We start from the raw sequence: 22565 nt of genomic DNA on the forward strand, positions 1-22565 counted from the left end.
CTTTCAACCGCATGGCGACGGCCCATATCGCGATTGATCTCGGCGCCTCAGGCGGCCGCGCTATGCTTGCCGTGCTTGACGGCAAGCCGGCGACGGTTCGGCTGGAGGAGGCGCACCGTTTCGCGCATGAGCCGCTCGATACACCGGCGGGTCCGGTCTGGGACCTGACGACGCTGTGGCGGGAGATCCTCATCGGCATCCGCGCCGCGGCGGCGATGGCCGCCGAGGCGGGCGTCCCGGTGAGGAGCATCGGCTGCGACACTTGGGGCGTCGACTGGGCGCTCGTTGAGCCGGGCGGCGAGCTCGTCGGACTGCCGCACGCTTATCGCGATCCCGACCACGCCCGCGCCCGCGACCGCCTGCTCGCGCGGATCGACGGCGGCGCCGAGGCGGTCTACCAGCGGACCGGCATCCCGCCGCAACCGTTCAACACGCTCTTCCAGGTCGAGGCCCGCCACGCGGCGAGCCCCGGGCTCTTTACGGTGGAAGGGACTTCGCTCTTGCTCCTGCCCGACCTGCTGCACTTCTGGCTCAGCGGCGTGCGGGCGAACGAGCGCACCAACGCCTCGACGACAAGTTTCCTGTCGGCCAAAACGCTCGACTGGGACCACGGGCTGATGGAGGCGGCAAAGCTTCCTAGCGCGTCGCTCGGCAAGCTCGTCAAGCCAGGGACCAAGCTCGGACCGCTCCGGCCGGAACTCGCCGCGGCGCTCGGTCTGCCCGACTCGGTCGAGGTCGTCGCTCCTGGGACGCACGACACGGCGTCGGCCGTCGCAGCGGTGCCGGCGGTCGACGAGGCGCCCGGCTCGTGGGCGTATCTGTCGAGCGGGACTTGGTCGCTGCTTGGCGTCGAACTCGACCGTCCAAAGACCACGCTCGACGCGTTCGAAGCGGGGTTCACTAACGAACAAGGCGTCGGCGGCCGCACGCGTTTTTTGCGGAACATCGCCGGGCTCTGGCTCGTGCAGGAATTGCGTCGCGACCTCGAACAGAGCGGGCAATCGTTCGACTACGCGCAGCTCGCCAACGCGGCGGCGTTGGCCGAACCGCTACGGACGCTCGTCGATCCCAACGCCGAGGACCTCGCGGCCCCCGGCGACAGCATCGCAAAGCTGCAGGGCCACGCCCGACGTACCGGCCAGCCGGTCCCCGAGTCGCCCGGCCAACTCGCGCGGTGCTGCTTCGACAGCCTCGCCCTCTGCTACGCCGACACGATCGAGCGGATCGAGCAACTCACCGACCATCGGATCGCGACGCTCTACCTCGTCGGTGGCGGCGTCAACAACCAATTGCTGAACCAGTTGACGGCCGACGCCACGGGCCGCACGCTACGGCTGGGGCCGAGCGAAGCAACCGCGCTCGGCAACGCTTTGGTGCAGGCGATGGGTCTGGGCCTCGTTGAAAGCGTCGAGGACCTCCGCGCCATCGTCGCCCGCTCGCAGGATGTCGAAATCGTCTCGTCAAATCCATCGTCAGCCGACTGGGCGGCGGCAAAGCAGCGATTCGCTACCCTTCTCATTTCCTAAGAAAATGAACCACGAAGGCACGAAGAACACGAAGAAAGTCGAACGCCAACGCTGCTTCGTGCTCTTTGTGACTCCGTGGTTCCTTCACTGAATTAGATTACGACTGTGTCAAACGCCTACGAAATCGCCCGCGAGCGCTACGCCGAACATGGCGTCGATGTCGACGCCGCTATCGCCGCGATGGACGCCTACCCGGTGTCGATCCATTGCTGGCAGGGGGACGACGTCGCCGGCTTCGAAGCCCCTCCCGGCGAACAGGGGGGCGAGCTAGGCGGCGGCCTCGCCGTCACTGGCAACTACCCCGGCAAGGCCCGCACCGCCGACGAGCTGCGGGCCGACGCCGACCAGGCGCTGTCGCTCATCCCGGGCCAGCACCGCTTCAACCTACACGCCATCTATGCCGAGACGGGCGGCGTCGCCGTCGAGCGCGACCAGCTCGGGCCCGAGCACTTCGCGCGTTGGATCGGCTGGGCGCAAGACGCGGGGATCGGTCTCGATTTCAACCCGAGCTACTTCGGCCACCCCCTCGCCGCCAGCGGCGTGACGCTGTCGCACCACGACGCGGCCGTTCGCCAGTTTTGGATCGAGCACGGCAAGGCGTGCCGGCGGATTGGGGCCGCGATGGGTGAAGCGACCGGGTCTCCGTGCGTGACCAACGTTTGGGTTCCGGACGGCTCGAAGGACACCCCGGCCGACCGCAAGGCGCCGCGCGAACGGCTCGCCGAGGCGCTCGACGAGGTCTTCGCCGAACCGCTCGACGCGGTGCACAACCTCGACGCGGTCGAATCCAAACTCTTCGGCATCGGCGCCGAGAGCTATACGGTTGGCTCGCACGAGTTTTACATGGGCTACGCGATCAAGCACGGCAAGCTGCTCTGCCTCGACACGGGGCACTTCCACCCGACCGAGGTCGTCTCTGACAAACTCTCGGCGGTCCTCCAGTGGGTCCCCGAGGTGCTGCTCCACGTCAGCCGTGGCGTCCGCTGGGATAGCGACCACGTCGTGGTGCTTTCGGACGAGCTGCGGGCGATCGCCGGCGAGTTGGTCCGTGGCGGCTACGGCAGCCGGGTGCATATCGGGCTCGACTTCTTCGACGCGACGATCAACCGTGTGGCGGCGTGGGTCATCGGCGTCCGGGCGACCCAGAAGGCGCTGCTCGGCGCGTTGCTCGAGCCGTGGGCCGAGGTCGCCGACGCGGAGCGGGCCGGCGACCTGACCGGGCGACTGGCCCTGATGGAAGAGCACAAGACGCTCCCGTTCGCCGCGGTCTGGGACCGTTACTGCGAACAGAAGGGCGTCCCGGCGGGCGCCGGGTGGCTCGACGAAGTGCGGCGTTACGAGGAAAACATCCTTTCCAAGCGGGTTTAGAAAAGAGAACCACAAAGGAACGAAGGAACGAAGGAACCAAGGCACTTTGGCCCGCGAATTACGCGAATGAGCGCGAATGAGCGCGAATCGCCTTTGACCATTCGCATAATTCGCGGGCCAATCAACTCTTCTCCTTTGTTCCTTCGCTCCTTTGTGGTTCAATCCCTCCCTGACTAGCGGCCTCCTCTCTTCTTTTCGGCGTACTCTATGGCAGAAGCAGAATCGACCGGCGGTGAGTTCGAGCGCGAGCCGGTCCCCAACTCGGCCTTGATGGGGCCAAGCAAGTTCTGGGGCATGTACGCGGGCGAGCACTGCGCCGGCACCGAGTTCATGATCGGGCCGCTGTTCCTGGCGGCCGGAGCGAGCCTTCAGGACGTGCTGGTTGGCCTTCTCTTGGGCAACATCTTGGCCGTGCTGACGTGGCGGTACCTCGTGGTGCCGATCGCGATGGCGAAGCGGATGACGCTCTACTATCAGCTCGAGCGCATCGGCGGGTCGCAGATGGTGAAGCTGTACAACGTCGTCAACGGCGTCTTGTTCTGCTTCCTCGCCGGGGCGATGGTCACCGTGTCGTCGAGCGCCGTCGGCGTTCCGTTCAATGTGATGTACGAGCCGCCGGAGACGACCTTCGAGCTGGGCACGCCGTCGTTCACGGCTATCGTGCTGGTTGTGGGCCTCGTGATGAGCGTCATCGCGGCGGCCGGTTACACGACGGTCGCACGGGTCGCCAACTACGCGGCGCCCTGGATGATTGCGGTGTTCGCCGCGGCGGGCATCGTCTCGCTCGGGCAGATGGGCGTCGACAGCTTCGCCAAGCTCTCCGAAGGCGCCTTCTGGAGCGACGCCATCGCCTTCATCCAGTCGCAGCCGGGGGGCAAGCAGGCGTTCCCCTTCTGGCAACTGGTGACGTTCGCGTGGCTCTGCAACGGGGCGATGCACTTCGGCATGGCCGACCTGACGATCTTCCGCTTCGCCCGCCACGCGTCGAGCGGCTGGGCGCCGGCGATCGGCATGTTCCTCGGCCACTACATGGCGTGGATCGCCGCGGGACTGCTACTAGCCGCGCAGATCAAACTCAACCAGATCGCCAACCCGAACCCCGGGATCCTGGCTTACAGCGCTCTGGGCTGGACCGGCATCCTCTGTGTCGTGGTCGCCGGGTGGACCACCGCCAACCCGACGATCTACCGCGCCGGACTGGCCTTCCAGGGGGTGCTTCCCAAGTGCAGCCGCGTGCAGATGACCCTGCTCGCCGGCGCCGTCGCGACGGTCGCCGGAGCGTTCCCCGCCCTGGCCTACAAGCTCCTCGATTTCGTCGGCACCTACGGCACGGTGCTCGGCGCGATGGGGGCGGTGATCTTTGTTGACTACTGGTTCGTCAAACGGCTTGGTTTGACGGAGGAGTACGCCGCCCGCACCGGAATGACGTTCAACTGGGCGGTGCTTCTCGCTTGGGCGCTGCCGGTCGGGGTGAGCTTGTACTTGATGTACGGGCTCGACGAAGCGAATCGTGTCTTCCCGGCCTACTGCGTGATCCCCGCCTGGATCGCGTGCGGCGTCATTTACGTCGTTCTCAGCAAGCTGATGCAGAAGCCTCAACCCGAACTTTCGCAACTCGCCGACGCCTAGAAGGAGCCGATCATGAAGCAAATCGCCTGGATCCTTGGCGCGCTGGCGGTCGCCACGATCGCGCTGGCGCCATTCGCCTACGTCACCGGCTCGTTGAGCCTCGACACCTACAAGTGGTTGGCGCTGGCGCTAACCGTCGTCTGGTTCGTGACGGCGCTGTGGCCCGGTGTTGAAGAGTCGGTCGAACACGCCGTCGACGATTGAGTGGAGGCGACTCCCGGCGCTGGCGCTTAGGGCTCCCTTCGATGGGGCGATAGCATCCCGCGCCGGGAGCCCTAAGCGCCAGCGCCGGGAGTTGCGCCGCGCACCAACTTACTCCGCGGGTTCGAACGGCAAGTTGTGCCGCCCCCCCTCGAACGCGAGTTCGACAGGCGCCCCCGTCACCTCGCATAGCGGGTGGGCGGCGACCTCGTCGGCGAGGTCCTCGCTCACCCAGAACTGATCGAGGTGCAGCGTGTTGGGGACCACCACCCAGCGGCTTTCGCCGTAGCGGGCCTGCATCTTCTCGAAGACCTCTTCGTCGTCGGCCAGCGTGGCGGGGATCTTGCCGCGCTGCATGTCGCCGGTCGTGTAGACGTTGACGAAGGTCTTGTACTCGTCGATCGCGTCGCGGAGGCGGCGCGTGATGAAGTCGGCCAACCCGACGCCGATGGCGTTCCCCTTCGACGCGGCGACCAGCTCCAGACAAGCGATTATCTTTACGAGCGGTCGCTCGACGTCCTCGACGCTCGTGCCTCGTCGGCCGATGACGTTGGGGTCCATGCCGGTGCCGCTGTAGGTCTTGCCGATTTTGTCGACGACCAACACGTCGATCGCATCGAGCGGCAGCGAAGGGAAGTACTCGCGGTGCTTCGAGAGGAGCTGTGGCTCACGCTGCAGGATGTCGGCGGCGGCGATGGCGTGAAGCTCGGCGGTGCGGTCGTAGCCGTCCTCAAGGATCGCCAACCCTGCCCAGACCTTGCCGCTGTCGACGAGCAGCTTGCCCATCTCAAGGAGCATGTCCTTCATTTGCGGCGTCGGCGTCGAGTGGAACGTCTGGGCCGATTGGATCTTGCCCATGCCGACGACCATCATCTTCGTCAGGCCGCTCTGCACGGGGCCGCTGAAGCAGGTGTGCAGTTTCACGCGGTTGAGGACCAGCACGCCGGCCGACTCGAAGCAGTGGCGGTCCATCCAGACGTCGCCGGTGGGCCCGTTTTTCCAGATAGGAACAGCGCCGACCTTGACGCACTCCATGCTGGAGCGGATCGGCATGCCCGTCACGGCCTCGGTGATGCCGAGCGACTCGACCATCTCCCGCTGTCCCTCGGCCGTGGCGCCGTTGTGCGAGCCCATGGCCGGGACGATGAAGGGCGTGGCGCCGTGATCGCGGAGCCAATCCCCCGCCGCCTTGGTGATCTCGACCAGGTTGTTGATGCCCCGCGAGCCGGCGGTGATGGCGACCTCGCCCTGCGGCGGCGGGCCGAGGGCGTCGAGCTGTCGGCGGACCTCGGCCGTGACATCGGCGATCGGCGAGGAGACGAGCTTTTGGCGGACTTTGACGAACTTCATCGGGGCGGATCCGAATAGTGGGAGACGGCGTCTCTCTAGATTAACCGCCCCGACGCCCCGAGCGCCAGGGTTCTCATGCCGCGCTGCGCGATCTAGCGGGTTCTTTGCGGGACTCGACTGCGGCGAGTAGTCACGGCAATCGGCGGAACCCTCCTGCTCAGCCCCGCCATGCCGACTTCAAGAACGCCAGCGGATTGGTCTTGCCCCAAATACTAAGAGGTTAGTACAAACCCGCCTCACAACGACCCGGAGCCCCCTCGTGACCCGCGACCGCCAGCCGCCCCGCCCTCTGCCCGCCTTGCGCCGGCGCCACTTGCTCCGGCCCCCCCTGCTCCGGCCCCCCCTGCTCCGGGCCCCCCTGCTCCGGGAAGGGGTAGCGGGGTTTACCGTGCTGGAACTGCTGGTTTCGATCAGTGTGATCGGGGTGCTGGTCGCCCTGCTGTTGCCGGCCGTGCTGCGGGTCCGCGAATCGGCCCGGACCGTGACCTGCGTCAACCACCTGCGACAGGTCGGTTTGGCGATGCACCAGCACCACAATTGGCGCGAGCAGTTGCCGCCGGCGTGGCGCGTCGCGAAGCGCGCCCCGACCTTCGCCTACAGCTGGGCCTCGATGCTGCTGCCCGGGCTCGAAGAAGACACGTTGCTTGCCCAATTAAACCTCGACGACGCGCCGACCGGCGTCGATCCCAGCGACGCGGTGGTCGAGTTTTTGGTCTGCCCGTCGGACCAGATCGAAGCGACCTTCGCGCTCTACGCCTCGGCCGACACCGAATACGGTCCCCCTGGCGACGTGCTGCTTTCGCTGCCGACGTCCAGCTACATCGGCGTCTACGGCACGGTCGAAGCGGACGAGTACTACCAGAAGCTGCGTGCCAACACCCCGGAACTCGGCGACGGAGCGATCGTCTTCAACCGCCGGGTGCGGCTGAGCAACCTGAACCGCGGCCTCAGCCAGACGCTCTTGGTGGGCGAGCGGACGATGTCGCTCGTCCCCTCGACGTGGCTCGGGGTCGACTTGCGGGGCGAAGACGCCGAATGCCGGATCACCGGCGCCGCGATGACCCAACCCAATTGCGACACCTGCGACGAGTGCGAGTTCTCGAGCCGTCACCCGGGAGGGGCCTACTTCTTGTGGGCGGACGGCCACGTCGAACTTGTCGCGGACGACATCGACCCGACCCTCTATCGCCAACTCGCCCAGCGCGACCCTCAATAGCAGCCCCGACCATGAGTCAACTCAAAGAATCCACGATGCTGACGGCCGCCGAGGCGGAGGTGATGAACATCGTCTGGGACGTTGGCGACGTCACCATCTCTGACATCGTCGAAAGACTGCCCCGGTCACTCGCCTACACGACGGTGATGACGACGACCCGCATCCTTGAAGAGAAGGGCTACGTCAAGAAGTCGGGCAAGCGGGGCCGTGCGTTCGTCTACGAGCCCCGGGTGGGCCGCGACGCGGCGCGGGGATCGATGTCGCACGAGGTCGCCCGTCGCCTCTTCGGCGGCTCGATGAAGTCGCTGGTGTTGAACCTTGTGCATGACGACGCGATCGGCGCCGACGACTTGGCCGAGCTCAAACAGATGATCGAATCACTCGAGGCCTCCAAATGACCACCCCGCAGTGGACTCAGTGGCTCCTCTCGTACGCCCTCCAGGCGTCGCTGGTGATCGGCGTCGCCGCGGCGCTCGACCGCTGGACCCACGCCGCCACGGCGAAGTCGCGGCTCTGGACCGGCTGTTTCGTGAGTCTGCTCGGGCTGCTGGCGGTGGGGCTCCTCGCCCCGCACGTCCAGTGGGCCTCCCCTTGGTCGGCCGCTCCGCCAAACGTCGTCGTCTCGGCCCTCGAGGTCGAGCAGACCCTCGGGTCGGTGCTGCTGACCGTGTGGGCGTTCGGGATCGCCGTCATGGTGTCCCGCGGGGTCATCGACTTCATTCGCGTCCAGCGGTTCATCACCCGCCAGCCCCGCGTCACGTCCAAGCAAGACTTGAGGATACGCTCCCTGATCAAGCCGCCGAGCCTCTTGATCGACGGCAGGCAGGTTGACCTCCGTGTCGCCCCCGAAGAGCTCGGTCCGTTCTGCTACCAGTTCCATCGTCCGCTTGTTTTCGTGCCGGAGTCGCTCCTCAATGGCGAAGCCGACGACGACCTGCGAAACGTCCTGATCCACGAGATGACGCATCTGTGCACCGAGCACCCGATGCAGGTCTTCTTGCAGAAGACCACGCAGTGTGTGCTGTGGTTCCATCCGCTGGTTTGGATGGCGAGCGGGCGGGCCGGGATTGTCCGGGAGTTTGTTTGCGACGACGCCGCCTCCGACCAAGGCGCCTCGACAGCCGCCTACCTGCGGACGCTCCTGAAAGTGGTCGAGAACCGTCAACGCCGGTTTGGCGCCGGCCTCACCATCGGACGGTCGGTCAGCGAGGTCCGCCTGCGGGCCGCCCGGCTCGTGGCGAACTTGTCCGAGCCGTCAGGTTCAGGCGGCAGGCGGGCGGTGGCGGGCGTCGTCGTTGCGGCGGTCGTCGCGACGCTCGTCTGGCTGCCGGTCGATCCGCTCGCCTCGCCCCGCAGCCGGATGTCGCCCTGGCCGGCTTGGTCGGCGTCGGTGCTCCACGGGTTGGGTGTGCCGGCCCGCGATTTCAGCGACTTCAATGGGTCAACCCATGTCTACGAGCTCCTGCACGATGCCGGAGAAGTTCGGGATTAACGCGGCCCGGCTCCAATTTTTTTGCCGACAACTATTAAATCTATCGTAGTGGAGCGGCGATCGGGGCAGGTACGCCTCGGCGACGCCAATCGATTCGATAAACGACTATCGCAAGGACGCGAGAATGCCGTTGCTGGATAGCTGTAACGTAGCGAGCGGGTCCCCGGCTGGGACGCGACGTTCGATTTCCCTGATCCTGCCAGCCTGGAACGAAGCGGGAGCGTTGCCGCGGGCCTTGGCCGAAGCCGACGCCGCCCTCCGCTCCGTGGCGGACGACTACGAGATCCTCGTCGTCGATGACGGCAGCACCGACGCCACCGCCCAGGTCGTCGCCGAAGCGGCCCAGCGGATGCCCGCCGTGCGGCTGATCCAGCACCCCACGAACCTCGGCTACGGCGCCGCCCTCCGCAGCGGGTTCGCCGCGGCCCGGTGCGAGCTCGTCGGGTTCACCGACGCCGACAACCAATTCGATCTCAGCGAGCTCGACCGCCTCGTGCTGCTCGCCGAACGCCATGAAGTGGTTTGCGGCTACCGCATCGACCGCAAAGACTCGCCGCTGCGTTGCTTCTACTCCCGTTGCTACAACGTGCTGGTGCGGGGCCTACTCGGCGTCGGGGTGCGTGACGTCGACTGCGCGCTGAAGCTGTTCCACCGCGACGCGCTGGGGCAACTCCCGATCACCACCAATGGCTTCCTGGTCAACTCCGAACTGCTGACGCAGGCTCGGCGACTAGGCTTCTCGATTGTCGAGGTCGGTGTCTCGCACCGGCCGCGGGTTGAGGGTGATAGCACCGTCTCGGCAAGGCACATCCCCAAGGTGCTCGGCGAGCTGGGCCGCTTCTGGTGGAACCGCGTCGCGTTCCCCGGCGACGCCGCTCCGGACCGTCCCACCGAGTCGCGTCGGGCGTTGATCAACGGCCTCTCGGCGGCGTTGCTCGTCGTGACGGCGATTCTGTTCTTCACGAACCTAAGCTACCCGTTGCTTGACCGCGACGAGACGCGGTACGCCGAGATCCCGCGTGAGATGGTGGTCACCGGCAACTGGGTCTTGCCGCAGCTGAACTTCAAGCCGTACTACGACAAGCCGCCGCTGATGTACTGGCTCTGCTCGGCCAGCTACGAGCTGTTCGGCGTCAACGAGTACGCCGCCCGGCTGCCGCAGGTGCTGGCCGCGTTCGGCACGCTCGCCCTGACGCTGCTCTTCGCGCGGCGTTGGCTCGGCCCCGGGCCGGGCTTGGCGGCGGCGCTGGTGCTGCTGGTGTCGGTTGGCTTCTTTGGCTCGTCGCGGATCCTTTTAATTGATGGGCTGCTGACCGCCCTGGTGACGCTCACCGCGGCGTGCGCCTTTGAAGCGGTCCGAGGGCCATCGTTCCGCTACGGCTGGTGGCTCGCTGCGGCGATGACGTGCGGCGCCGGCTTCCTAACGAAGGGCCCGATTGCCTTCGTCTTGGTCGCGCCGCCGATCGCCGCTTACAGCTTCTTGAGCCGCGGTGCTTCGCAGCCTCGTCTCCGCGACTGGGCCGTCATGCTCGGTGTGGTCGCCGCGATGGCGACGCCGTGGTTGATCGCCGTGTCGAGGGTCCAGCCCTCGTTCGCTTACGAGTTCTTCTACCTCCACAACGTCGCCCGCTTCGCCGGCGCCTTCCACGCCCAGCCGATCTGGTACTTCGTGCCGATCTTGCTGGTGGCGGGGCACCCGTGGTCGTACCTAACGATCCCGTGCGTCCGGTACTTCGGCAGCCAATCCGCCGCTGATCGCGAATCGCGGTCCCCCGTGCTCGGCTTCTTCGCCTTGTGGGCCGGCTGGTGCGTGCTGTTCTTTTCGATGTCGAGTTGCAAGCTCCCCTCCTACGTCATGCCCGCCCTGCCGCCGCTAGCGATGCTGATGGGCTACTACGTCTACAACCGGCTCGTCCTGCTCAAGGGGGGCAAGGCGTCGCTCTTGGAGCGGGTCGCCCCGTGGAACGCGGCCCTCGCTTCGGGCCTCGGCGGTTTCGGATTCGCCACGTTCGTTGGCGTCGCCGGCGTCGAACGAGCGGGCGTCGCCATCGCCTTCGCGGTCGCCTGGCTTGCCCTGACGGTCGCGACTCAACTGCTCCGCACACGGATCGAGAACCCGATCGCCGCCTGGGGGGTGAGCCTCGCGATGGTCGTCCCCATGGGGGTCCTCGTGATGCACCGGCAGCTCCCCCGCTTCGCCGAATTCCGCACGCTGCTCGGCCCGGGGTCGGCTCTGACCGCCCAGCTGGCGGCCGACTCGACGGCGCCGATCGCGACCTTCTCGCACGAGTGGGCCGAGGCGCCCTACTACCTGCATCGCGAAGACATCCAGAACCTTTCGTTCCATGACACTGACGACCTGAGCTCGATCGCCGGCTCCGACGGACGGCTCTATGTCGTCATGCGGAAGAAAGACAACCGCCAGGACCTCCTCGACGACCTGCCGACCGAGGCGTCCGTCCGCGTCGTTGGCGAGCGTGGCTCGGGGGTGGTCCTTGAGGTGGACACCGACGGGACGTCGCTCGCGAATCGCCCCGCCGACTTGGCGACACACCGCTGAGCTTCTGCAGCGATCCCTCCTAGAGCCGGAGGGGGCCGACAGGCCATACTCGGTGGATGGAAGCCCGCCCCGTCGCCACTCGCCGCCCCCCCGAACTGCTCGCCCCCGCCGGCGATCGGGAGTGCGTCCGCGCGGCGGTCGAGAACGGGGCCGACGCCGTCTATTTCGGCCTGCAGCACGGCTTCAACGCCCGCGCCCGGGCCGCCAACCACGGCGTCGGCGATCTCCCCGAGCTCATGACCGAGCTGCGCCGTCGGGGCGTGAAGGGCTACGTCACCCTCAACACGCTGATCTTCTGCGACGAGCTGCCGGCGATCGAAGAGGCGGTGATCGCCATCACCGAAGCAGGCGTCGATGCGGTTCTCGTCCAAGACCTCGGCCTCGTGCGGCTAATCCGGGCGATCAGCCCTGACCTGCCGGTCCACGCCTCCACCCAGATGACGCTCACCAGCGCCGAAAGCGTCCGCGCCGCCGAACGGCTCGGCGTCGAACGGGTCGTGCTCGCCCGCGAGCTCTCGCTCGCCGAGATCCGCAAGATCCACGAGCAGACGACCGTCGAGATCGAGACCTTCGTCCACGGCGCCCTCTGCGTCGCTTACTCGGGCCAATGCCTGACGAGCGAATCGCTCGGCGGTCGAAGCGCCAACCGTGGCCAATGCGCCCAGGCGTGCCGGCTGCCGTACGACCTTGTCTGCGACGGCGTCGATCAAGACCTCGACCAAGTAAAATACCTGCTGAGCCCCCAGGACCTGGCCGCGTACCACCTGGTGCCGGAGCTGATCGACGCGGGGGTGAGCTGCCTGAAGATCGAGGGCCGCCTCAAGACGCCCGAGTACGTCGCCAACATCACTCGCCACTACCGCCGCGCCATCGACGCCGCCGTGGCCGACCGACCGCTCGAGTTCTCGCGGCAAGACGTGACCGAGATGGAGCTCTCCTTCTCGCGCGGCTTCTCGCCCGGTTGGCTCAACGGCTGCGACCACAAGATGCTGGTGCCGGGCAAGAGCTCGGCGAAACGCGGCGTGCTGCTCGGCGAGGTGCTTTCCATCAACGGCGACCGTGTCCGCGTCCGCCTCCGAGGCCCCGTCGCGCCGGGCGATGGCGTCGTCTTCGAAGGCGATCGGCTCGAAGCTGCCGAGCAAGGGGGCCGCGTCTACGACCTCTACCGCAACGGCCAGCCGCTCAAGTCGGGCGCCGATTCGGGTGACATCGAGATCACCTTCGGCCGCGACGCGATCGATCTCGACGAGCTCTATCCGGGCCAGACGCTCTGGAAGACCGACGACCCCAAGCTCAACGCCCGGCTACGCAAGAGTTTCTCGGCCGCCGATCCCCAACGGCGTGTGGCGCTCGACCTGCTAGTCAACGCAACGGTCGGCGAGCCGCTCATCGTCACCGCGGAGGCCGTCAACGGGGCGAGCTGCACGCTGCGGTCGGAAGAGCCCCTCGAAGCGGCGCGGAAACACCCGCTTACGGAAGAATCACTCACCGAACAACTGGGGCGACTAGGCGGCACGCCGTACGAGTTGCGGCAAGTCACGGCGACGATCGTTGGCGAGCCGATGGTTCCCCTCAGCGTGCTCGGCAAACTGCGGCGCGAACTGGCCACGAGCCTCGACGCCTCGATCCAAGCGCCGCCGGCGCGGCGCCTCGATCGCGAAGCGTCCGGCGCCGTTCGGCCCGCCGCCGTCGCCACGCCGACGACCGACCCCGCCACGCTACGCCTGCTCTGCCGCACGCTCGGCCAGCTCGAGCAACTGCTCGAACTGGGCGAGCGACAATTGCTGGCCGACTTCGCCGACATCCGCGAGTACCGCGACGCGGTCCGCCTCGCTCACGCACAGGGCGCCGAGATTTACTTGGCGACGCCGCGCATCCAAAAGCCGGGCGAGGCGGGCGTCTTTCGGGCGATGCACAAGCACCGCGCCGACGGCCTGCTTGTCCGCAACCTGGCGGGGATCGATTTTTGTAACGAGCACGGCGTGCCGTTCGTCGCCGACTTCTCGCTCAACGCCTCGAACCCGCTGACGGCGAGCTACCTGCGTGAGCTCGGCGCGCAGCGTGTCACGGCGTCGTACGACCTCAACCGCGATCAGCTGCTTAGCCTCGCGGCCGAGACACCCGGCGGCTGGCTCGAGGTGGTCGTCCACCAGCACATGCCGATGTTCCACATGGAGCACTGCGTGTTCTGCTCGCTGCTCTCGCCGGGGACGAACAAGACCAATTGCGGCCGGCCGTGCGACCGGCACGAGGTAAAACTCCGCGACCGGACCGGCGCCGAGCACCGCCTCACCGCCGACGTCGGTTGCCGCAACACGCTCTTCAACGCGACGCCGCAGTCGGCCGCCGAAGCGGTCCCCGACCTACAAGCCGCCGGCATCCGCCACTTCCGTCTGGAGTTCCTCGACGAAGAGGGGGACCAACTCCGCCGCACCGTGCAACTCTACCGCGACCTGCTCGCCGGCCGCATCGCGGGCAAAGAAGTCTGGCGCAAGCTGCAGGCGTCCAACCGCGTCGGAGTCACCCGCGGCACGCTCGAAGAACGCCGCAACCCGCTGGCGATTTTATGAAAGATGGGGGCGTCGCCTTCTTGCCTTCTCTCATAGGTTCACCCGGCTCACGACTGTCGGGGGCTACCCGGTTCGAGAATCTCCGCGGGTGGCCCCGGCAGTCGTAAGCGAGTGACAATGCGTACCGCTACGCTCAACCGAACGATTGTCGGGGTGCGTAGCACAGGAGGCAAGCTGGCCTGCTCGGCCTCTTGTTGCCTTGCAACCCCGACAGTCGCTCGGGCTCGGTAGCATTCGATGGCAAACTGGCTCGCTCGCGACAGTCGGGGCCACCCGCGACTCCTGAAAGCCCATTTCCGCTGGGCCAGCCTCGAACTCCGGTAAGTCCAGTTGCTCACGCATGGGTCAATAGTGGGAAGCACACCAACAAATACTCGGCGCCGTGGTCACGCTAAGGTGGGCATAAAAAGTGCGGTCTTCTCGCTGTAGCTCACATGCCCACGCGAGCGTGGGCATGGCACCTAGCTACATCAAATACACCGAACGGACTTCTTTCGTCGAAGTATTTACCTTTAGCATGATCGACGGGGGGTCTGCCGTTTCGCTCCGTTCTGTTTTTCCTTTATACGCAAACTCGACTTCCCAAAAAAGTGTGCCTGTCGGTCCAATCGGACGGCAACCTATGCAAGGTCCGTGCTTGTACCCACTATCTCGCATATAGTTTTCAGCGACCGCAATCGCTTCTGTTCTGCCTACTACCGCACTCATAGATGGAAGTCCTAAGTGAAGGAGATTGCTACCACACCTGACCGCGGGTGGCCCCGGTTCTTGAACCGGGGTGGCGTCGCCACAAGAGGTTCTTCGTTGAGATACCGCCTGGGGAAACGTTGGCCGGGTACGCAACCTCTTGTCGCCTGCGGCGACCCAGGTTCGAGAACCTGGGCTACCCGATGACGCCGCTCCGGGGCGGAGGCTTTGGTTTAGCGGCCGCTGCGCCACACGGGGTCGTCGTGCGAGTCGCTCGGCTTCGGCCAGCGCGTTAGGGTCACCTTCTGCCGGGTGTAGAACTGGACTCCTTCGGTTCCCTGGATGTGCAGGTCGCCGAAGAACGAGCGGTTCCAACCGGTGAAGGGGAACCACGCCATTGGGGCCGGGACGCCGACGTTCACGCCGATCATGCCGGCGTTGAAGCGGCGTTTGAATTCGCGGGCGGCGTGGCCGCTCTGGGTGAAGATCACCGCCCCGTTGCCGTACTCGCAGTCGTCGCCCTGGGCGAGCGCCTCCTCGAGCGTGCCGACGCGCGAGACGCTCAGCACCGGGCCGAAGATCTCTTCTTTGACTACCCGCATCGTCGGCGCGACGTGATCGACGACGCTCGGCCCGAGCAAAAACCCGTCGCCCGTGGCGGACTGGCGGCCATCGAGCGCCACCGTGGCGCCGTCGTCGATGGCGATGTCGAGGTACGACGCGACCCGCTTGCGGTGGTCGTCCCGGATGAGCGGGCCCATGCCGATCGACTCGGCGTCGCTCGAGGCGGCCGGGTCGCTGGGGCCGACCTTCATCGCTTTGCCGAAATCGACGAGCCCTTCCACCAACGGGTCGCCTGCGGCGCCAACCGCCACCGCGACACTGCCCGCCATACAGCGCTGCCCGGCGCAGCCGTAGGCGCTGGCGGCGAGCTGCTTGACGGTCTGATCGATGTCGGCGTCCGGCATGATAATCAGGTGATTTTTGGCGCCGCCGGCCGCCTGCACCCGCTTGCCGTGGGAGGTGCCGGTCTCGTAGACGATTTTTGCGACGGGCGTGGAGCCGACGAACGAGATCGCCGCCACCTTGGGGTGCGTGCAGAGCGCTTCGACACAGTCCCGCGCACCGTGGACGATGTTGAAGACGCCGTCGGGCAGGCCCGCTTCGGTGAGCAGCTCGCCGAGCCGCACCGCCGACAGCGGCGTCTTCTCGGACGGCTTCAGCACGAAGGTGTTGCCGCAGGTGATCGCTACCGGGAACATCCAGAGCGGCACCATGTTGGGGAAGTTGTACGGCGTGATGCCGACGCAGACGCCCACCGGGTGCTTGACACACTCGGCGTCGACGCCCGAGGCGATGTCGGGGAGGATCTGCCCCATGAGCATCGCGGGCATCCCGGCCGAGAACTCGACCATCTCGACGCCGCGGTTGAGCTCGGCCCGCGCCTCGGCGAGCGTCTTGCCATGCTCGCGGGTGACAAGCGTCGCCAGCTCTTCGAAGTGCTCCTCCATCAGCGCGCGGAAGCGGAACATCACCCGGGCGCGCTCGACGACCGGCGTGTCGGCCCAGTCGGGGAGCGCCTTGGCGGCCGCGGCGACCGCGTTGTCGACCGCTTCTTTGCCGGCGAGCGGCGTGCGGGCGATCACCTGCCCCGTCGAGGGGTTGTAGACGTCTTCCCAAGCGTCGGCAGTGGCTTCGACCCAACGGCCGCCAACGAGCATCGGGACAACGGCAGGAGCGGCGGTCGCGGACATCGCGAAGGTTCCTCGGGAAAGACGTAGGCGTTCTGTGAAGATTTGATTAAGGTAACTGGCGACAGGCGTCCCCGACAACCAAGCCAAGCCGATAGCAGCCTCAAGAACGAACCACAAAGGAACCAAGGAACGAAGGGAAAGGGGCCCGCGCCCGCTGCCCTTGGTTCCTTCGTTCCTTTGTGGTTCGATTTTGTATCGTACTGCTTTGAGCCCGCCTCTGCCCGCCCTGGAGTTGACGAATGGCCCGACCTGTCCGTGGCGCCCTGATCCAAGCGACTACCTGCGAACCGACCACCTCACCGGTCGAGAAGATCAAGCAGGCGATGATCGACAAGCACGTCGCGATGATCGAGGAGGCGGCCAGCCAAGGCGCCCAGGTCGTCTGCCTGCAGGAGCTGTTCTACGGCCCCTACTTCTGCGCCGAGCAAGACGCCAAGTGGTACTCGCTCACCGAGCGGATCCCCGAGGGGCCGACCACCCAGCTGATGATGGAGCTCGCCAAGAAGCACCACATCGTGATGGTCGTTCCGATGTACGAGGAAGAGATCACCGGCGTCTACTACAACACGGCCGCCGTGATCGACGCCGACGGCTCTTACCTCGGCAAGTTCCGCAAGATCCACATCCCGCAGTGCAACCCCGGCTTCTGGGAGAAGTTTTACTTCCGCCCCGGCAACCTCGGTTACCCGGTGTTCGACACGGCCGTTGGCAAGGTCGGCGTCTACATCTGCTACGACCGCCACTTCCCTGATGGGGCGCGCTGCCTGGGGCTCGGCGGCGCGGAGATCGTCTTCAATCCGTCGGCGACCGTTGCGGGGCTCAGCGAGTACCTCTGGACGATCGAGCAGCCAGCCCACGCCGTGGCGAACCAGTACTTCGTCGGCGCGATCAACCGACCGGGCTGGGAAGAGCCGTGGCGGATCGGTGAGTTCTACGGCCAGAGCTACTTCTGCGACCCGCGCGGGCAGTATGTCAAGAAGAGCGAGAAGCGAACCGAGGACGACATCGTCATCGCCGACATGGACCTCGACCTGATCCGCGAGGTGCGCAACACGTGGCAGTTCTTCCGCGACCGCCGGCCGGAGACTTACGGGGCAATCACCGAGGCGTGATTCGAGAAGAATAGGACACGGATTTTCGCGGATTGGGCGGATTCACGCGGATCCAGCGATAGACACACAAGTGCCAGGAGGTTACCGGATGCGATTTCGAACCTCCCAGAATGGAGATTTCCTAATGCGATTCATCTCGGCATTAGCGGCATTGGTTTCCGGAGGCTGTGGTTCGGCAAGCGATAAGCTGCCACCAGAGATGCGAAGAGAAGCGAGCAAATCTTCGGTGGTTCTTACCATCGCTGCTGCTAGTCGAATAAAAGAGATACTCAAGAGTAGCAAGCTTCCTCTTACTACATCCGTTCGCTTCTCCGTCACCGGAGATAGCGATGTAGGTTACGAATACGGCATGGACTTCAGTGATGACTTCGATCACATCAAGGATGTTCGCTCATCTTCGAAGGGAGTAACGATCGTTATTGACAAGACTAGCCGTGCCTATCTCGAAGGGACCGTAGTTGACTTCGGCGTCAACGATGAAGGTCGCACTGGTTTTATGTTCAACAACCCAAACGCGATTACTGAAGAGATTGAGTAAGCCATCGACCTAAACCTCCGCATCAAAGAGAAAGAAGTGGGACGCAGATAAACGCGGATCGAGCGCATTATCGCGGATTAGCTCCAAGGTCATCTGCGTTCATCCATTCAATCCGCGTTTATCCGCGTTCCATTATTAGAAGAATCGGTAAGGCATGCCTGCAGCTACCGTGATCTACGGCCTCGACGATAAACCGCCCTTGGCTCGGGCGGTCGTGCTCGCCGTGCAGCACGTGCTGACGATGTTCGGCTCGACGGTCGCCGTGCCGCTGCTGCTCGCGCCGGCCATGGGGATGGACGCGACGCAGACGGCGCTGCTGATCTCTTCGGTCATGCTCTGCAGCGGCGTGGCGACGCTCTTGCAGGTGACCTTCGGGTCGCGGCTGCCGATTATTCAGGGGGTGAGCTTCTCGTTCCTCGCCGCTTTTAGTGGCGTGATCATTCCGACGGTGCTGCGACCCACGATTGAGGATGGACTCGGCGGTGATCCGGGCGACTGCATGCGCTATATTGCCGGCGCCGTGATCGTTGGGGCGGTTGGCGAAATGGTGCTTGGCTTCTCTGGGCTGATCGGACAGATCCGCCAGTTCCTCTCGCCCGTCGTGGTCGGCCCGGTGATCATGCTGATCGGCTTGGCGCTGTATGGCGCCGGCGCGCCTGTAGCGGCTTCTGACTGGCCGATTAGCCTGCTGACGATGGCGCTAATCATTATGTTCTCGCTCGTGCTATCGCGACGGCTGCTGGTGTTCAGGTTGTTTCCCATGTTGTTGGCGATCCTCACGGCGGTCGGCGTTTGCCACCTCGGCACGGTGCTCGGCTGGTACGGCGCGGGCCACCCGGCGCGGGTGTCGTTCGACGCGATGGAGAAGGCCGAGTGGTTCCGTACGACGAGTGTCTTCTTCCCGTGGGGGGCGCCCAAGTTCTCTACGGCGTTCATCGTTGCGGTGCTGGCGGGTTACTTGGCGTCGATGATCGAGTCGTTCGGCGACTACCACGCCTGCAGCCACATGGCCGGCGGCGGCGATCCGACCGCCAAGCAGATTACCAGAGGCATCGGCTTCGAAGGCGTCGGCTGTGCGTTGACGGGCGTCTTCGGCGGCTTCAGTTCAACCAGTTACTCCGAGAACGTCGGCCTCGTCGGCCTCACCAAAGTCGGCAGCCGTTATGTCGTGCAGATCGCGGGCGGGCTGCTGGTGCTGCTCGGCTTGTTCGGCAAGTTCGGCGCGATCGCCGCGGCGATCCCCCAACCGGTGGTTGGCGGGCTCTACTGCGTGATGTTCGGCCTGATCAGTGCGGTCGGCGTGCGGCAGTTCGCCAAGGCGGACCTCGACAGCGACCGCAACCTGCTAATCGGCGGCTTCGCCCTGTTCATGGGCCTCAGCGTGCCGGCCTATTTCAATAGCGAAGCCGGTGGCGCCGCGCTGGCGGCGATTCCTTACGGACTGGGCGACGTGCTCGGCGCGCTCGGCAAGACCGGCATGGCGGTCGCCGCGGTGCTCGGCATCGTGCTCGACAACTTGATACCTGGCACGCCCGCCGAGCGTGGCCTGCACGACGGGCCCGGTGTGCTGGTGCCCGAAGCGGCGGACATTGACGAAGTTGAAGTTGGGGTCAAACCTTGAGAAGGGGGATGATGGAGATGAGGGGAGATAAGGTGATGGCGGCTTCGCGGGGCGATATCGCTTCAGATAGTTGCCTTCGCCTACAAAGAGTGCGACTACGCGATGCGACCGGCGTGGCCTCTTTTACACTCTTATTCTGAAGGGAGCATTGCCGTGCAGTTCGGCAACTCTCACATAAGACCATCCCCTTATCTCCCCCCATCCCCACATCTCCCTTCCTAACCACACCACCAGCATGAAGCTCCAACTCCCGATCTGCGACCACACGCCGACGCCGTACGACGGGCCGTCGCGTGACGAGGTGATCGCCCTGCGGACCCAGTACGTCTCGCCCGGCGTCATCACCTACTACAAAGACCCCTTGATGATCGTTGAGGGGAACATGCAGTACGTGTGGGACGAAAAAGGCGCCCGCTACCTCGACGCCTTCGCGGGGATCGTCACGGTTAGCGTCGGCCACTGCCATCCCAAGGTGATCGACAAGGTCCGCGCGCAGACCGGCACGCTGCAGCACACGACGACGATCTACCTGCACCCGACCATTGGTAAGTTCGCCGAGAAGCTCGCCTCGAAGATGCCCGAGGGGTTGTCGCGGACGTACTTCACCAACTCGGGCAGCGAGGCGAACGAGGTCGCCATCCTCTCGGCCCGCGAGCACACCGGCAACACCGAGGTGATCGCGCTGCGGAACTGCTATCACGGCGGCACCGCCACGACGATGGGCCTCACCGCCCACGGCAGTTGGAAGTTCAAGTCGAACCAGGCGCAAGCGATCCACCACACCCACGCCGGCTACTGTTACCGGTGCCCCTACGGGCTAACCTATCCGTCGTGCGACCTGAAGTGCGCGCACGACATCAAGGAAGTGATTGAGTACCAAACGCCCGGTGAGATCGCCTGCTTTATCGGCGAACCGATCCAGGGAGTCGGCGGCACGGTCGTTCCGCCCAAGGAGTACTTCAAGATCGTCTACGACATCGTTCGCCAGCATGGCGGCCTTTGCATTGCCGACGAGGTCCAGGGCGGCTTCGGACGCACGGGTGAGCACTACTGGGCCCACCAGAACTGGGACGTCGTCCCTGACGGCGTCACGATGGCCAAGGGAATCGGCAACGGCATCCCGCTCGGCGCCTTCACCACCACCGAGGAGATCTCGAAGGTGATGAAGAACCGCATCCACTTCAACACCTACGGCGGCAACCCGATCAGCATGACCCAGGGGCTGGCGACCATGGAAGTGATCGAAGAGGACGGCATCCAAGAGAACGCCCGCGTCGTCGGCGGCCACCTCAAGAGCCGGCTGCTCGAGCTGCAAGAGAGGCGCCCGCTCATCGGCGACGTGCGCGGCATGGGCCTGATGCTCGGCGTCGAGCTCGTCCGTGACCGCAAAAGTAAAGAGCCAGCCAACACCGAGGCCGCCGCCGTGATGGAGCGGATGAAGGAGCACGGCGTCCTGATCGGCAAGGGGGGCCTCTACGGCAACACCCTCCGCATCAAGCCGCCGATGTGCATCACCAAGGACGACGCCGACTACCTCATCGACGCCCTCGATCTGACGCTTAGTGAATTGAATTAACCACGAAGGAACAAAGGAACCAAGGGGGAGATTGGTTTAACCGGGGCTAGCGCCCTGCGGCTGAGACTGCCACAACCGCCATCAGCCGCAGGGCGCTAGCCCCGGTTCGACCAACTCTCCCCTTAGTTCCTTTGTGGTTCCTCGTACTAGAACCCGGAGTAAGCGATGCCCACGCTCGCGACCACCGTTGACGGCCTTAAGCTGCCCAATCCGTTTGTCATCGGCTCGGGCCCTCCCGGAACGAACGGCAAGGTCATCGGCCGCGCGTTTGACGAGGGTTGGGGCGCCGTGATCTGTAAGACGGTCAGCCTCGATGCGTCGAAGGTTATCAACGTCCAACCGCGCTATGGCCGACTGCGTTCACGTGAAACGGGCGAGATCTACGGCTGGGAGAACATCGAGCTGATCAGCGACCGCTCGTTCGACACGTGGCTCGACGAGTTCAAGGCGCTCAAGGACTCGCACCCCGACGGGGTGCTGATCGCCTCGATCATGGAGGAGTACAACAAGAACGCCTGGCAAGAGATCGTCGGCCGCTGCGAAGAAGCGGGCGTCGATAGCTTCGAGCTCAACATGAGCTGCCCCCACGGCATGCCCGAGCGCCGGATGGGCGCCGCGGTCGGCGAGGACCCCGTCGCCCTCGAAGAGGTCTGCCGCTGGGTGATGGAGGTCGCCACCAAGCCGGTATGGGCGAAGATGACGCCGAACGTCACCCACATCGAGGACCCGGCGCGGGCCGCGTTCCGCGCAGGTTGCCAAGGGGTGGCCGCGATCAACACGATCCGCAGCGTGATCGGCGTCGATCTCGATACGCTCCGCCCCGAGCCGAACGTCGAGGGCTACACCACCCCCGGCGGCTACAGCTGCCAGGCGGTCCGGCCGATCGCCCTGCGGATGTGCATGGAGATCTCCAAAGTGATCGAGACCGAGTACCCTGGCCGCACGCTCAGCGGCCTCGGCGGCGTCGAGACCGGCGAGGACGCGGCCCAGTTCATCCTGCTCGGCTCGAGCACCGTGCAGGTCTGCACTGGCGTGATGAAAATGGGTTACGGCTGCGTCGGCCCGATGAAGGACCAGCTGCTGGCGTTCATGGAGAAGCACAAGTTCGAAACGATCGACGACTTCCGGGGCAAGAGCCTGCCGTACTTCACGACCCACTCCGACTTGGTGCGCCGTCAAGCCGAGGCCCGCGCCGCGAAGAAGGCCGAGGCCGACAAAAAGAAGATGATCAAAGGCGACGCCGAATGGACAGGAGATGACTTTGTGGATCAGTCGGATGCGCTGGCGCGGGGGTAAGGAAGGTTGCCCACGAATTACGCGAATCGACGCGAATACAGAGGCAAGGTTGGATGATTGCCCCAACGG

The 22565-nt window shown here is 65.3% G+C and carries 16 protein-coding genes; 14 read left to right on the plus strand and 2 right to left on the minus strand.

All coding sequences use genetic code 11. The features are described 5' to 3' along the window. The first annotated feature begins 11 nt into the window (after positions 1-11). From Pla108_RS11295 to Pla108_RS11310, 4 genes are all read left to right on the plus strand, one after another. Positions 12-1526 (plus strand): rhamnulokinase, encoded by a 1515-nt coding sequence (locus Pla108_RS11295; RefSeq protein WP_146445029.1) that lies wholly within the window; start codon positions 12-14, stop codon positions 1524-1526. Between the two features lie 105 nt (positions 1527-1631). Continuing rightward, entirely contained in the window at positions 1632-2894 is a 1263-nt protein-coding gene (locus Pla108_RS11300; RefSeq protein WP_231934431.1) for an L-rhamnose isomerase, read from the plus strand. Positions 2895-3101: 207 nt separating this feature from the next. Then, positions 3102-4523, plus strand: coding sequence for a purine-cytosine permease family protein (locus tag Pla108_RS11305; RefSeq protein WP_146445031.1), 1422 nt, complete (start codon positions 3102-3104; stop codon positions 4521-4523). 12 nt (positions 4524-4535) lie between these two features. Beyond that, complete coding sequence (locus Pla108_RS11310; RefSeq protein WP_146445032.1) at positions 4536-4727, plus strand: hypothetical protein; 192 nt, start codon at positions 4536-4538, stop codon at positions 4725-4727. 108 nt (positions 4728-4835) lie between these two features. Here the strand turns inward: Pla108_RS11310 and Pla108_RS11315 are convergent, their stop codons facing one another. Then, on the minus strand, positions 4836-6074 hold the full coding sequence (locus Pla108_RS11315) for a DUF2088 domain-containing protein (RefSeq protein WP_146445033.1): 1239 nt from the start codon (positions 6072-6074) through the stop codon (positions 4836-4838). A 313-nt stretch (positions 6075-6387) separates the two neighbouring features. On the opposite strand from Pla108_RS11315, the gene Pla108_RS11320 reads away from it, so the two are divergent. The 5 genes from Pla108_RS11320 to Pla108_RS11340 all read left to right on the plus strand — a co-directional run bounded on the left by Pla108_RS11320 (position 6388) and on the right by Pla108_RS11340 (position 13912). Further along, complete coding sequence (locus tag Pla108_RS11320; protein ID WP_231934432.1) at positions 6388-7290, plus strand: DUF1559 family PulG-like putative transporter; 903 nt, start codon at positions 6388-6390, stop codon at positions 7288-7290. Positions 7291-7301: 11 nt separating this feature from the next. Further along, a complete protein-coding gene (locus Pla108_RS11325; protein WP_197526485.1) occupies positions 7302-7688 on the plus strand; it encodes a BlaI/MecI/CopY family transcriptional regulator in 387 nt (128 codons plus the stop codon). Beyond that, positions 7685-8782, plus strand: coding sequence for a M56 family metallopeptidase (locus tag Pla108_RS11330; RefSeq protein WP_146445034.1), 1098 nt, complete (start codon positions 7685-7687; stop codon positions 8780-8782). The genes Pla108_RS11325 and Pla108_RS11330 overlap by 4 nt, the downstream gene beginning before the upstream one ends. 124 nt (positions 8783-8906) lie before the next feature. Further along, positions 8907-11342 (plus strand): glycosyltransferase, encoded by a 2436-nt coding sequence (locus tag Pla108_RS11335; protein ID WP_146445035.1) that lies wholly within the window; start codon positions 8907-8909, stop codon positions 11340-11342. Between the two features lie 56 nt (positions 11343-11398). Next, entirely contained in the window at positions 11399-13912 is a 2514-nt protein-coding gene (locus Pla108_RS11340; RefSeq protein ID WP_146445036.1) for a DUF3656 domain-containing U32 family peptidase, read from the plus strand. Positions 13913-14832: 920 nt separating this feature from the next. On the opposite strand, the gene Pla108_RS11345 is transcribed toward Pla108_RS11340, so the two are convergent. Next, positions 14833-16353 (minus strand): CoA-acylating methylmalonate-semialdehyde dehydrogenase, encoded by a 1521-nt coding sequence (locus Pla108_RS11345; protein WP_146445037.1) that lies wholly within the window; start codon positions 16351-16353, stop codon positions 14833-14835. Positions 16354-16592: 239 nt separating this feature from the next. Between Pla108_RS11345 and Pla108_RS11350 the strand changes: the two genes are divergently transcribed. The 5 genes from Pla108_RS11350 (at position 16593) to preA (ending at position 22496) form a co-directional block, all read left to right on the plus strand. Further along, positions 16593-17465 (plus strand): nitrilase-related carbon-nitrogen hydrolase, encoded by an 873-nt coding sequence (locus Pla108_RS11350; protein ID WP_146445038.1) that lies wholly within the window; start codon positions 16593-16595, stop codon positions 17463-17465. 124 nt (positions 17466-17589) lie between these two features. Then, the gene (locus Pla108_RS11355) at positions 17590-18003 is read left to right on the plus strand and encodes a HesB/IscA family protein (RefSeq protein ID WP_197526487.1); all 414 of its coding nucleotides are present in this window, start codon (positions 17590-17592) and stop codon (positions 18001-18003) included. Between the two features lie 154 nt (positions 18004-18157). After that, positions 18158-19624: a uracil-xanthine permease family protein gene (locus Pla108_RS11360; protein WP_146445040.1), complete on the plus strand. Its 1467-nt coding sequence runs from the start codon at positions 18158-18160 to the stop codon at positions 19622-19624. A gap of 235 nt (positions 19625-19859) precedes the next feature. Continuing rightward, on the plus strand, positions 19860-21200 hold the full coding sequence (locus Pla108_RS11365) for an aspartate aminotransferase family protein (protein WP_146445041.1): 1341 nt from the start codon (positions 19860-19862) through the stop codon (positions 21198-21200). A 165-nt stretch (positions 21201-21365) separates the two neighbouring features. Then, positions 21366-22496 carry an NAD-dependent dihydropyrimidine dehydrogenase subunit PreA gene (preA, locus tag Pla108_RS11370; RefSeq protein ID WP_146445042.1) on the plus strand — a complete coding sequence of 377 codons (1131 nt, stop codon included), beginning with the start codon at positions 21366-21368 and terminating at the stop codon, positions 22494-22496. The last annotated feature ends 69 nt before the right edge of the window (positions 22497-22565 follow it).

The organism is Botrimarina colliarenosi (assembly GCF_007859955.1).
Classification (GTDB): domain Bacteria; phylum Planctomycetota; class Planctomycetia; order Pirellulales; family Lacipirellulaceae; genus Botrimarina; species Botrimarina colliarenosi.